General features: G+C 69.0%; 11 protein-coding genes. 4 read left to right on the forward strand and 7 right to left on the reverse strand.

Features of this window, described 5'->3' with window-relative positions; genetic code table 11:
* Together AC1DMN_RS00005 and AC1DMN_RS00010 are read left to right on the forward strand one after the other, a co-directional pair.
* Window positions 1-669 (forward strand): HNH endonuclease signature motif containing protein (locus AC1DMN_RS00005; protein ID WP_477228978.1); only part of this gene is annotated, 669 nt, incomplete at its 5' end.
* A gap of 43 nt (window positions 670-712) precedes the next feature.
* Window positions 713-1,462, forward strand: coding sequence for an ABC transporter permease (locus tag AC1DMN_RS00010; RefSeq protein ID WP_477228979.1), 750 nt, complete (start codon window positions 713-715; stop codon window positions 1,460-1,462).
* A gap of 212 nt (window positions 1,463-1,674) precedes the next feature.
* Here AC1DMN_RS00010 and AC1DMN_RS00015 read toward each other — a convergent pair whose 3' ends face one another.
* A complete protein-coding gene (locus tag AC1DMN_RS00015) occupies window positions 1,675-3,603 on the reverse strand; it encodes a DEAD/DEAH box helicase (protein WP_441978233.1) in 1,929 nt (642 codons plus the stop codon).
* A gap of 91 nt (window positions 3,604-3,694) precedes the next feature.
* Between AC1DMN_RS00015 and AC1DMN_RS00020 the strand changes: the two genes are divergently transcribed.
* Window positions 3,695-4,588 (forward strand): alpha/beta fold hydrolase, encoded by an 894-nt coding sequence (locus AC1DMN_RS00020; protein ID WP_477228980.1) that lies wholly within the window; start codon window positions 3,695-3,697, stop codon window positions 4,586-4,588.
* Here AC1DMN_RS00020 and AC1DMN_RS00025 read toward each other — a convergent pair.
* The 6 genes from AC1DMN_RS00025 to AC1DMN_RS00050 all read right to left on the reverse strand — a co-directional run bounded on the left by AC1DMN_RS00025 (window position 4,567) and on the right by AC1DMN_RS00050 (window position 11,236).
* Entirely contained in the window at window positions 4,567-5,361 is a 795-nt protein-coding gene (locus AC1DMN_RS00025; protein ID WP_477228981.1) for a glycosyltransferase family 2 protein, read from the reverse strand. The two genes, AC1DMN_RS00020 and AC1DMN_RS00025, sit on opposite strands and share 22 nt — an antisense overlap.
* Window positions 5,358-7,058, reverse strand: a complete 1,701-nt coding sequence (locus AC1DMN_RS00030; protein WP_477228982.1) for a long-chain-fatty-acid--CoA ligase — start codon at window positions 7,056-7,058, stop codon at window positions 5,358-5,360. The genes AC1DMN_RS00025 and AC1DMN_RS00030 overlap by 4 nt, the downstream gene beginning before the upstream one ends.
* Before the next feature lie 75 nt (window positions 7,059-7,133).
* Window positions 7,134-7,934, reverse strand: coding sequence for an ABC transporter permease (locus AC1DMN_RS00035; RefSeq protein WP_477228983.1), 801 nt, complete (start codon window positions 7,932-7,934; stop codon window positions 7,134-7,136).
* Window positions 7,935-7,942: 8 nt separating this feature from the next.
* The gene (locus AC1DMN_RS00040; protein WP_440731970.1) at window positions 7,943-8,869 is read right to left on the reverse strand and encodes an ABC transporter permease; all 927 of its coding nucleotides are present in this window, start codon (window positions 8,867-8,869) and stop codon (window positions 7,943-7,945) included.
* Between the two features lie 62 nt (window positions 8,870-8,931).
* Window positions 8,932-10,107 (reverse strand): ABC transporter substrate-binding protein, encoded by a 1,176-nt coding sequence (locus AC1DMN_RS00045; RefSeq protein ID WP_477228984.1) that lies wholly within the window; start codon window positions 10,105-10,107, stop codon window positions 8,932-8,934.
* A 46-nt stretch (window positions 10,108-10,153) separates the two neighbouring features.
* A complete protein-coding gene (locus AC1DMN_RS00050; RefSeq protein WP_440731968.1) occupies window positions 10,154-11,236 on the reverse strand; it encodes an ABC transporter ATP-binding protein in 1,083 nt (360 codons plus the stop codon).
* 120 nt (window positions 11,237-11,356) lie between these two features.
* Here AC1DMN_RS00050 and AC1DMN_RS00055 point away from each other — a divergent pair, with 120 nt between their 5' ends.
* Entirely contained in the window at window positions 11,357-12,133 is a 777-nt protein-coding gene (locus tag AC1DMN_RS00055; RefSeq protein ID WP_440731967.1) for a FadR/GntR family transcriptional regulator, read from the forward strand.
* Window positions 12,134-12,152: the final 19 nt, after the last annotated feature.

The raw sequence follows: 12,152 nt of genomic DNA on the forward strand, positions 1-12,152 counted from the left end.
CGACGCCTCACCTCGACCGCGAAACACCTCCAGAAGGACCGCCGTGGGGGCCGCACGAGGGATCAGGTTCGCGCGGACTTGCTGTGCGATTGGCTGCTGGGTGTCGGCACCGACAAGGCGGTGAAGACGACGGTGTTCGTGACCGTCCCCATCGGACTCGTCACCGGTGCGATGCCCGGATCCGCATTCGGTGTCGCCACCACCACGGTGAGCGCTGCCTCTTCGCTGAGTCCGGCGGGCAATCCGGTCGCCTCGGGCACGGAGGCGCAGCTGGTCGGGCACGGTCCGATCGACCCGGCCACCGCACGGCAGGCGTTCCTGGCCGCGTCCGGATTCCGGCGCGTGATCACCGACCCCGTCCGCGGCATCGTGCTCGACTTGGATCGGCGCACCTACCGACCCACCAAGGCGCAACGTGACTGGCTGGTCCTGCAGCACGGCACCTGCGCGAGGGACGGCTGCGACCGCCTCGCCCTCGACGCCGACCTCGACCACGACCACCCGTGGACCCGAGGCGGCCCCACCAACACGAGCAACCTGCGACCGTTGTGCCCCGCCGACCACGTCCGACGACATCGCACCCGAATGACCTACCGCACCCGCGAGAACCACACCGTCCAGGTCATCACCCCGACCGGTTTCCGAACGAACGACCCACCGCCCTTCTGATGCCCCACGTCCGTCGTATGCGGCGGGGGATAGGCTCGCGGTCGTGAGCGCTTCCGTCGATCTGATCCCGACCCTGATCGGCGTCGGCATCCTCGTCGCCGTGGCGACCGCCGCCCTCCTGCTGTTCCGGGTGCGAGGATCGTGGGCGCCCGCCGCGGCGATCGCACGCGGTGTCGTGCAGCTGGCGATCATCAGCCTGATCCTCGGCGGTATCATCACGCAGCCCGCGCTGATCGCGGTCGCGCTCCTTGTGATGTTCGGCGTGGCGGTCTCCGTTGCGACGCACCGAATCGGGTGGAGCGGGCACGGGGCGCTCGTGATGTCGACCTCGATCGCGGCGGGCATCGCCGTGGCAGCGGCAGCGGTCTTCGGATCCGGCGCGCTGGCCCCCACCCCTCGGTACGCGCTGGCGATCGGCGCGATCATCATCGGGAACACGATGAACATCGCCACGCTCACGGGCAGGTTGTTCCGGAGGACGGTCCTCGACCACTGGGAAGAGGTCGAGGGGTGGCTCGCTCTGGGAGCCACGCCGCGGCGCTCGACGCTGGACCTCGCGCGCGGCGCCGTGCGCGAGGCCCTGATCCCCTCGGTCGATCAGACCAAGACGACCGGTCTCGTCGTGCTCCCGGGCGCATTCGTCGGCGCGATCTTCGGCGGTCTCTCGCCCCTCGAGGCCGGTCGGTTCCAGATCATCGTGCTGGCGGCCATCATGGCGGCCGGATCCGTCACTGCTGTCCTCGTCGCGACCTGGCTGGGCCCGGTGCGCACCAAGCCAGTGGTCGCGGCCTGACGACGAGTCCGGTGGATCCTGCTGAGTGCCCGCGCTCGTGCCGCTCACACCGGATTTCGTCGAGTGCACGGGATCGCGTCGAATGCACGAGTTCTACGCGTCGACTTCTCGTGCAGTCGGCAACAGACCGTGCACTCGCGCACGCGGCGCGTCTCCGTGCGCACGGCAGAAAGCCGTATGCCCGGCGCGAGCGCCGGGCATACGAGTGGGACTCAGTCCTTGTGGCGCGGCTTGCGCGGCGGCCGGTCGTCCGTGCGGCCGCCATCCTGCGGGGCGTCGTCGCGGCGCGCACGGTCCCCATAGCCACGGTCCCCGGAACCGCTCTCGTATGAACGGCGTGGACGGTCGCCGTAGGCACGGTCGTCCCGGCCACGGTCGTCACGGCGCGGGCCCCGGTTCGGGCGGCCCGAATCGCGCTGGATCTCGATGAGCCGGCCCGAGATGCGAGTGTCGCGCAGGCGGTCCAGCACTGAGGAGTCCAGGGTGGACGGGAGCTCGACGATGGAGAAGTCCGGACGGATCGTGATCGCGCCGAAGTCGTCGCGGCCGAGGCCGCCCTCGTTCGCGAGGGCGCCGACGATCTGTCGGGGCTCGACACGGTGACGGCGGCCGACCTCGATCCGGTACGGCGTGTAGTCGCCACGGCTTCGCCGTTCCGGACGGGCGCCGCGATCGTCACGTTCCCGGGAGTCGCGTCCACCCGTGCGCTCCGTGCGCTCGCGCTGCGGACGGTTGTCGGCAGCCACAGCGGCCGACAGCGCGTCGGTCGCCGGGTCCAGCAGCAGCGGGGTCGCGCCCTGCGCGACGACCGCGAGCGCCGCGGCCACATCGGCCTCCGGCACGTCGTGGTTGCGCACGTAATGGGCGATGATGTCGCGGAAGCCCTCGATGCGGCTCGTCTCCTCGAGCGCCGCGGTGATCGCGTCGTCGAAGCGCGCGAGACGCGTGCTGTTCACGTCCTCCGTCGTGGGCAGCTGCATCTGCGTGGGCTGCTGGCGTGTGGCGCGCTCGATGTGCTTGAGCAGGTAGCGCTCGCGCGGCGTGATGAAGCTGATCGCGTCGCCGGAGCGGCCCGCGCGACCCGTGCGGCCGATGCGGTGCACGTAGGACTCGGTGTCGGTCGGGATGTCGAAGTTCACGACGTGGCTGATCCGCTCGACGTCGAGACCTCGGGCGGCGACGTCGGTGGCGACGAGGATGTCGAGCTTGCCGTCCTTGAGCTGGCCGACGGTGCGCTCGCGCTGAGGCTGCGGGATGTCGCCGTTGATCGCGGCGGCGGAGTATCCGCGTGCGCGGAGCTTCTCGGCGAGCGTCTCGGTCTCGTTCTTGGTGCGGACGAAGACGATCATGCCCTCGAAGTTCTCCACCTCGAGGATCCGGGTGAGCGCGTCGACTTTCTGCGCATACGACACGACGAGATAGCGCTGCGTGATGTTCGCGTTGGTCGTGGTCTTGCCCTTGACCGAGATCTCCGCCGGATCGTGCAGGTACTGCTGCGCGAGGCGGCGGATCGTGGCGGGCATGGTCGCCGAGAACAGTGCCACCTGCTTGGTGTCGGGTGTCTGCGCGAGGATCTGCTCGACATCCTCGGCGAAGCCCATCTTCAGCATCTCGTCGGCCTCATCGAGCACCAGGTTCTTCAGCTCCGACAGGTCGAGGGTGCCCTTGGCGAGGTGGTCCATGATGCGTCCTGGCGTACCCACGACGATGTGCACGCCTCGGCGCAGCGCCGACAGCTGCACGCCATAGCCCTGACCGCCGTAAACAGGCAGCAGGTGCACGCCGGGGATCTTCGCGGCATAGGACTCGAACGCCTCGGCAACCTGCAGAGCGAGCTCGCGGGTCGGGGCGAGCACCAGCGCCTGAGGCTTCTTCTGCTGCAGGTCCAGGTTCTCCAGGATCGGCAGAGCGAACGCTGCGGTCTTGCCCGTTCCCGTCTGCGCCGTGCCCAGCACGTCGCGGCCGCCGAGCAGCAGCGGAATCGTCTCGCGCTGGATGGCCGACGGCGTCTCGTAGCCGAGCGCCTTGACGGCGGCGAGGACGGGTCCGGTGACCCCCAGCTCCTCGAAGCCGGGAGTCTCAGGAGCCTCGGACGGCGTCTCGGGGGCGGGCTCGGTAGCGGCGATATCGTCAGCAGTCACCCGCCAACGATAGTCCCTGCGCCTGGGCAGCGCCTGGCGTCGTGCGATGCCGGCTCCATCGGAACCACGAATGGGGCGATACCGTCGGATCATGACCGCGTCCGCTGCCCCCGCCGACCGTGCCGAGGCGATCGAGCGCGACGCCCGCCTGGAGGACATCGACTGGTCAGTGCCGCCCCCGGGCGCCGTAGTCTCATCCTTCGCTGCGCCGAGCGGTTCGCTGGCCGCGGTCGCCTTCGGTGAGCCGGCGCGCGGGCGCATCGTATTGGTGCCCGGTGCCACGGGCTCGAAGGAGGACTTCGCCCTCATGCTCCCCGATCTCGCCGCCGCGGGCTACCGGGTGGAGTCCTTCGATCTGGCGGGACAATACGGGTCCGCTGCGGCGGGCCCGCCGGCGGGGGAGCCCTACACCGACGAGCTGTTCGACCGCGACCTGGTGGCCTTCCTCCGAGACGGCAGACCTGCGCACCTGCTGGGCTATTCCTTCGGCGGCATGCTCGCGCAGCGCGTCGCGGTGCGTCACCCCGAATTGGTGCGATCCCTGGCGCTGCTGACCACGCCGCCGGCCACCGGGAACGTCTTCCGCAGCATGAAGGTGCTGGGGCCGATCGCGGGGCTGGCCGGCCCTCGGACCGGGGCGGCGCTGCTGATCTGGGGGGTGCGGTGGAATCTGAACCGGGTTCGTCCCGGCCGGCTCGCCTTCGTGCGCTCCCGGTTCGCCTTCACCCGGCGCAGCAGCGTGGACGACATGGTGGGGCTGATGATGCGGGCACTCGACCTGCGCGCCGCGGTCCGCGCCCTGCCGATGCCGAAGCTCGTGGCCACCGGCACCCACGACCTGTGGCCGGTCGCGGCGCATGAGCGTTATGCGAGCGATATCGGCGCCGAGCTTCACGTCTACGACACCGGGCACAGCCCGTGCGAGACCACGCCGCACCAGCTGTGCGCCGACCTGCTCTCGCTCTACTCCCGTATCGAGGAGTGAACGTCGGCCTTCCGCGCCCGGCGCCGGGCGGGAAGGCGATGCCAGGGCGCCTCTTGTGGCCAATGCAGGCGCATGGTCGGCAGCACCCGGTCCAGGCGCCGACGCAGGGAGCGCCAGTTCTCGAAGGGGCGCGCGGAGACCAGCACCACAAGGTCCGTGTCGTGCAGCACTCTCATGCCGGGCCGGATGTGCAGCGAGAGGTCGAGGTCGTCGTGGATCCGGTCTTCCGAGCGGTGGAATCCTGCGGACAGCTCGTGCCAGGCCGTCGCACGCATCGCCATATTGGAGCCGAACAGCGGTGCATGCCCGAGAAGCGGGGTGAGCACGACGTACATGGCGCCGATGTAGAGGTGGCGGCCGATCCAGCGGATGGCCGGGTTGCCGCCGTAGAAGTGCGCCGTGCCGGTGATGAAGTCGACGTCGTGGCTCGCCATGCCCCGTTCGATGCGGGCCAGCCAGTCCTGGCCCGGCACCGAGTCCGCGTCCAGCCGGGCGATCACCTCGTGGCGAGCCGCGTCGTAGCCGGCCGCCGCGGCACGCGGGATCCCGATGACGGGCTCGGAGATGACCGTGGCGCCGGCGGCGGCGGCGATGCGGCCCGAATCGTCGGAGCTGCCGTTGTCGACCACGATGATCTCGTCCGCGGGCCGTGTCTGCGCGGTCAGAGCGCGGAGACAGCGTGCGAGGAAGGGCGCGTCATCACGGCAGGGGATCACCACACTGATCGTCGTGCGCGTATCCTCCCCCGGAAGCGCGGCGTCCGGCACGCTCACACGCCGGTGCTCAGCGCGATCAGCCGCTCCTTGACCTGGCGCCGCAGCACCTTGCCGATCAGTGACTTCGGCAGTTCGTCGACCACGAAGATGCGGCGCGGCACCTTGTACGGCGTGAGGATCCCGCGGGCGAACTCGCGGACCGCCTCCACGTCGACGTCCGTGCCCGGATCCACGACGATCGCCGCGACGACCTCCTCGCCGGAGTGCTCGTTGGGAAGTCCCACCACCGCGGCATCCACGACATCGGGGTGCTGGCGCAGCGCGCCCTCCACCTCGGTGGGGGCGACGTTGAAGCCGCCGGTGATGATGAGCTCCTTGATCCGATCGACGATGCGCACGAACCCGCCCTCGTCGATCGTGACGATGTCGCCGGTGCGGAACCAGCCATCGACGAACACGGCCTCGGTCTCCTCCGGCTTTCCGTAGTAGCCGGAGAACACCTGCGGCCCGCGGACGATCAGCTCCCCGGGCTGCCCCGGCTCGACATCGTTCGACGGCTGATCGGGATCGACCACGCGGCACTCGGTGCCGGGCAGGGGAAGCCCCACGGTGCCGGGCACGCGGTTGTCCGCGACGGGGTTCGCCATCAGCACGGGGGAGCACTCGCTGAGGCCGTAGCCCTCGACGAGGTAGCCGTCCGTGGCCTGTTCGAACGGCACGACGAGCTCGTGCGGCAGCGCCATCGCACCCGAGATCGCGACCTCGATGCCCGCGAGCGACACGCCTTTCTCGGTGGCCGCCTTCAACAGGCGGTCCGCAATGGGCGGCACGAGCGGAAGGAACGTCGCCGGGTGCTTCTTCACCACGTCGAGCACCAGATCCGGATCGAACTTCGGGAACAGGACCAGCCGCGCGCCCATCGACATCGCGAACGTGAGGCACAGCGTCAGCCCGTAGGCGTGGAACATCGGCAGGACCGCGTAGACGACGCAGCCGTCGCCGCGCGTGATCGACGGCACCCAGGCCTGCGCCTGTGCGGCGTTGGCGAGCAGGTTGCGGTGCGTCAGGGAGGCGCCCTTCGGCGTCCCGGTGGTACCCGACGTGTACTGGATGATGGCGAGGTCGTCGGTCGCAGGGCGCGCATGCGTGGTGGGGAGCGGGGCGTACCCGACCACCGACTCCCACGTCCCCGTGCCGCGAACCTTGGATGTGAGGGCGTCGCGAGACTCGCGAGCCTTGGCGATCGGCAGCCGCAGTGCGAAGCGGGTGAGGGCAGGCATCGCGCGCGTCACATCGACCGAGATGAGGTTCGTCATGGCGAGGTCCGAGGGGAACTCCTGGACGGACGCGACGACCTTGTTCCAGACGATCGCGTGCTTCGCGCCATGGTCCTCGAACTGCTTGCGCAGCTCGCGGGGCGTGTACAGCGGGTTGTGCTCGACGACGACGGCGCCCAGGCGCAGCACCGCATAGAACGCGACGATGTGCTGCGGGCAGTTCGGCAGCACGATCGCGACCGGATCTCCGGCCTTGACGCCGAGCGCCTTCAGGCCCGACGCCGCGCGCTCGATGGAGGACTGCAGGTCGCGATAGGAGGTGGTGCGGCCGAAGAACTGCAGCGCGGGTGCATCCGGGTAGTCGCGCGCGGATGCCTCCACGATGTCGACGAGGGATCCGGATACCTCCGCGGGGTCCTCCGGCACCCCCTCGGCGTAGCTGGCGGTCCATGGGCGCGGAGGAACGAACGTCGTCACGCGCTCAGCCTATGCCGCCCCTGGAGGATGCACGATCCCGGGCGGCGCAACCCCCTCCGCGCCGCCCGGGACGTCTCACCGGCGTTGCTGCTCGCTGCCGGAGAGTTTCTGTGCCAGGGCGATCGGCACGATCGAGACGACGATCAGCACCACCGCGATCACGGACACGATTGGAGCCTGGTTGGGGCGGGCGACGTTGTCGATGATGAACATCGGCAGGGTGCGCACCCCGGATCCGGCGGTGAACGTGGTCACCACGATCTCGTCGAACGATAGCGCGAAGGCGAGCAGGCCGCCGGTGAGCAGGGCGGAGCGCAGCTGCGGGAAGGTGACCAGGCGGAACGTCGTCCAGATTCCGGCGCCGAGATCGGCCGAGGCCTCCTCGAACGAGGTGCCCATGCGCCGCAGTCTGGCCACGGCGTTGTTGAACACGGTGACGATGCAGAACGTGGTGTGCGCGATGATCACGGTCCAGATCGACAGCGGCACCCCGAGGATCGTGCGGAACAGGTTGTTCAGCGCGATGCCGGTGATGATGCCCGGCAGTGCGATCGGCAGGATCACGAGGAGGTTCACCGTCGTGCGGCCGAAGAACGAGAACCGCTGCAGCGCGAACGACAGCATCGTACCGAGGACGAGCGCGAGGGCCGAGGAGATCAGCGCGACGAGCGCGCTGGTGCCGACGGCTTCGAGCGCGCCGTCGCTGCGGAACGCCCGGCCCCACCACTCCAGCGTGAGGCCGGGTGGCGGCCAGGTGAGCGAGGACGACGTCGAGAACGAGTTGATCAGCACGACCACCAGCGGCACGTACACGACCGCGAGGATCACGGCGGTGATGATGCCGAGAGCGACCCTGGTTCCGAGGGAGATGCGCACGGTGACTCCTACAGGTTGTCCAGGGCGCCGGTGCGGCGCACGAGGAACAGGTAGCCGAAGATGATGACGATCGGGATGAGTGCGATCGCGCTCGCGAGCGGCAGGTTGTTCGCCGCGCCGATGTCCTGGTAGACGAGCGTGCCGAGCATCTGGGCGCCCCCGCCGACGATGCCGATCGTGATGTAGTCGCCCAGCGACAGCGAGAAGCTGAAGATGGTGCCGGCGATGATCGCGGGCAGCGCCATCGGCCACACGACCAGACGCAGGGTCGCCCAGCTCCGTCCGCCCAGGTCGCCGGAGGCCTCGAGCAGAGAGCTCGGCACCCGCTCCAGTCCGGCGTAGATCGGGAGGATCACGTACGGCAGCCACAGGTACGACAGCGTGATGATCGTCGCGGCGATGCCGTATCCGGGCGTATGCCCGCCGAGCGGTCGCAGCAGCCAGTCCAGGATGCCGTCGCTGGAGAGCACGGAGCGCCAGGCGAACGCCTTCACGAGATATGACGCCCACAGCGGGGTCAGCACCAGCACCACGAGGGTGCGCTGCAAGGCCGGGGAGGCGACCATCGCCATGAAGTAGGCGATCGGCAGCGCGAGGGCCACGTCGATCGCGGTGACGGCGAGGGCGATCCCCACTGTGCGCAGCGTGATGCCCTGGTAGAACGCGTCGGTGACGACCGTCACCACGTTGTCGAGGGTGAACTCGGTGCGGATCTGCCCCGTGTACGTGTCGGTGGTCCAGAACGCGGTGACCAGCAGCAGCGCCAATGCGACGACGTACACCGCTCCCAGCCAGAACAGCGGGGCGGACAGCAGGAGGGCGAGCCGAGCGCGCGGATGCGCGGAGAGGTAGACGGATCCACGTCGCGCCGCAGTGCGGCGCGGGAACGGGATCGGTGTGCGCGGCGGTGTCTTCGCCGGTGCGATGGTGCTCATGACGGCCTTTCGAATCCCGGCCCGGTCGCCCGGAGCGCAATGCCCCGGGCGACCGGATCCGATCAGTTCCGGATCTGCTGCCAGGCTGTGGTCCAGCCGGCGTAGTCGATGCACTTCACGTCGGTGCGGCCGTCCAGGCACTTCGCGATGGGGGTGGTCCAGTACCAGATCTTCTTGGCGTAGTCCGCGTCGCCCGCGTGATACGACGCGCAGTCGTCGCGGAAGTCGCAGGCCTTGTCGCTCGAGGGGGCCTCGCCGAAGTAGGCGGTGGCCGCCGCGTTCGCCTTCGGGCTGGAGATGTAGTCCAGCCAGGCGTACGCGCAGTTCGGGTTCTTCGCCTTGGAGGAGATCATCCAGGTATCGCTCCAGCCGGTCGCGCCCTCCTCGGGCAGCACGACGGCGGTCTTGGCGCCCTCGCCCTCGAGCGTGTTCTGGATCACCTGCCAGGTGGTGCCGGCGACGCTGTCGCCGGACTGGAACGACTGGACCTCCTTGAGGTAGTCGCCCCAGTACTCGCTGATGTTCGGCCGCTGCTCCTTGAGCAGGGAGACCGCCGCATCGAACTGCTTCTGGTCCAGCGCGTAGGGGTTCGTGATCTTGAGCTCGGGCTTGTGCGCCATGAGGTAGACCGCGGCGTCGGCGATGTAGATCGGGGAGTCGTAGGCGGTGATCTTGCCCTTGTGCTCCGAGGCCTTGTCGAAGACGACATCCCAGGAGGTGGGTGCGGTCGGGAACGTGTCGGTGTTGTACAGCAGCAGGTTGGCGCCGTAGCCGTGCGGGACGCCGTAGTGCTTTCCGTCGACGGTGTTCCAGGCGCGATCCTTGAGGAACGGGAAGATGCCGTCGTAGTTCTTCAGCAGCTTCGTGTTGACCTCTGCCACGTCGCCCGAGGCGATGAGACGCAGCGAGGCATCACCGGATGCGGACACCACGTCGTAGTCGCCGGTCTTCATGAGGTTCAGCGCCTCGTCGGACGTACCGAAGGTCTTCGCCTCGACCTTGCAGCCGGTGGCCTTGGTGAAATCGGAGACCCAGTCGACGTTCGGATCGTTCGAGCCGTCCTCCACGTAGCCCGGCCACGTCAGGATCTTGACCGCGCCTTCGGTCTTGCCGAGCTTGTCGACCGGCCCGGCGGCGGCACCGCCACCGGACCCAGCCGTGCCGCAGCCGGACAGGGCGGCGATGACGGCCGTGGAGAGGCCGATGGCCACGAGGGCTTTGAGCGTGTTCTTTCGCATGGGATACTCCTTCGTTCTTCTGCGTGCGGGGTGCGAGAGATGCCGGTCAGCGGGCGCCGGCCGTGCGGATGGTGCGGGAGGGAGTCTCGTTCTGCTCCGCGGCCGGGGCGTTGTCGAGAGCGACGAGATCCACGTCGCGCCAGGAGACGAAGACCCGGTCGCCGTGGGCGCCGTGCGCGCGCCCGCCGACGTTCTGCTCCAGGACCGTGACCCGGGGGCCCTGATCGAGGTCGACCACGAGGCGCACGCCGGAGCCGAGATAGATGGCCTCCGCGAGGACGCCCGGAGCGGAGCGGTAGCCGGGCTCGACAGAAGGGGCAGGGGAGACCGCGAGCTTCTCGGGGCGCAGCGAATGGTGACCGGTGCGGCCGAGCACGAGCTCGCTCGTCACGTCGTCGAACAGATTCGAGGTGCCCACGAAGTCGGCGACGAATCGCGAGACGGGCTTCTCGTAGAGCTCGAACGGCGTGCCCAGCTGCTCGATCCGCCCCGCGCTGAAGACCGCGATGCGGTCCGACAGCGTCAGCGCCTCCTCCTGGTCATGGGTGACGAAGATGAACGTGATGCCGAGATCGCGCTGGATCTGCTTCAGCTCGACCTGCATCTGCTCGCGCAGCTTCAGATCCAGCGCGCCCAGCGGCTCGTCCAGCAGCAGCACCTTCGGCTCGACGACCGTGGCGCGGGCGAGCGCGACGCGCTGCCGTTGTCCGCCGGAGAGCTGGCTGGGCTTGCGATCCGCGACGTGCTCGAGGCGCACGCTGGCGAGCGCTTTTCGCGCGCGCTCGCGACGTTCCTTGGTGCGCATGCCGCGCACCCGCAGGCCATAGGCGACGTTGTCGAGCACGGTCATGTGCGGGAACAGCGCGTAGTCCTGGAACACCGTGTTCACGTCCCGGTCGAACGGCGCCTTGGCCGTCACGTCCTCCCCGAACAACTCCACGGTTCCCTCCGTGGGCTGCTCGAAACCGGCGATGAGGCGCAGCACGGTGGTCTTGCCGGATCCGGACGGTCCGAGCATGGAGAAGAACTCTCCTTCGGCGATCTCCAGATCCACGCCGTCGACGGCAGTGACGGATCCGAATGAACGGGTGAGTCCGGTGAGTCTGATCGCGACGGGCTTGTCCGCCATCACATCTCCTTCGATGCGAGGACTAATCCTCTGTTAGTAGATGAATGGAATCATATGGGAACAGAGGATTTTGTCAACACCCGTGTTACCGTCGTGTCAGGAGCCTGGAAGGAGAGCGGCGTGGCACAGGTGTCGGCAGGTGTGGACCCCGCGCGGTCGGCCGTCTTCGCGCCGCTGTCGGACATCGGTCGGGCCGAGATCGTGGAGCGCCGCCTGCAGGACGCGATCACGTCAGGCGTGCTGCACGACGGAGAGCGGCTGCCGAGCGAGTCGCAGCTGGGGCGCCGGCTCGGCGTCGCCGTCGTCACCGCCCGTGAGGCACTGGAAGCGCTGCGCGATGCCGGCTTGATCGAGACCAGGCGCGGTCGCGACGGCGGGAGCTTCGTCACCTTCGACCCGGACACCGCGCGTCGCTTCACCGATGAGCGCATCAGGGCGATCAGTCGAGTCGAGCTGCGGGACGCGTCCACGCACTATGCCGCGATCGCGGGCATGGCCGCGGAACTCGCCGCCGACCGTGCCGGTGACGACGACGTGCAGGGACTGCGCGAGCTCGAGGAGCACGAGGACCTCTCCACGATGGGCGCCGCGCGCCGCGCCGTCGCCCGGTTCCAGCTCGAGGTCGCGGCCCTCAGTCAATCGCCGAGACTCGTGCGTGAAGAGCTCCGTCTGCAGGCCGAGATCGGTTCGCTGATCTGGTTGGGCCTGCGCGAGGAGGACAATCGGATCCGCAGCCGCGCCGCCCGACGTGCTGAACTCGATGCCATCGGCGCCGCCGACACCGAGGGGGCCAGGGCGATCGCGGTGCGTCGCATCGCCAGTGGCGTCGAATGGCTGCTGGACGAGAAGTCTCGGCTGGAAGCCGCGGCAGAGACCACCACGCCCGCGCGGGCGTGACACCGGAACACACGAAGAA

The sequence above is a fragment of the Microbacterium sp. 01T413_2 genome (assembly GCF_056398985.1).

Coding starts and splice junctions, on each gene's coding strand:
- AC1DMN_RS00020 (WP_477228980.1), top strand. CDS start 3,695: ATGACCGCGTCCGCTGCCCCCGCCGACCGTGCCGAGGCGATCGAGCGC.
- AC1DMN_RS00040 (WP_440731970.1), bottom strand. CDS start 8,869: ATGAGCACCATCGCACCGGCGAAGACACCGCCGCGCACACCGATCCCG.
- AC1DMN_RS00045 (WP_477228984.1), bottom strand. CDS start 10,107: ATGCGAAAGAACACGCTCAAAGCCCTCGTGGCCATCGGCCTCTCCACG.
- AC1DMN_RS00050 (WP_440731968.1), bottom strand. CDS start 11,236: ATGGCGGACAAGCCCGTCGCGATCAGACTCACCGGACTCACCCGTTCA.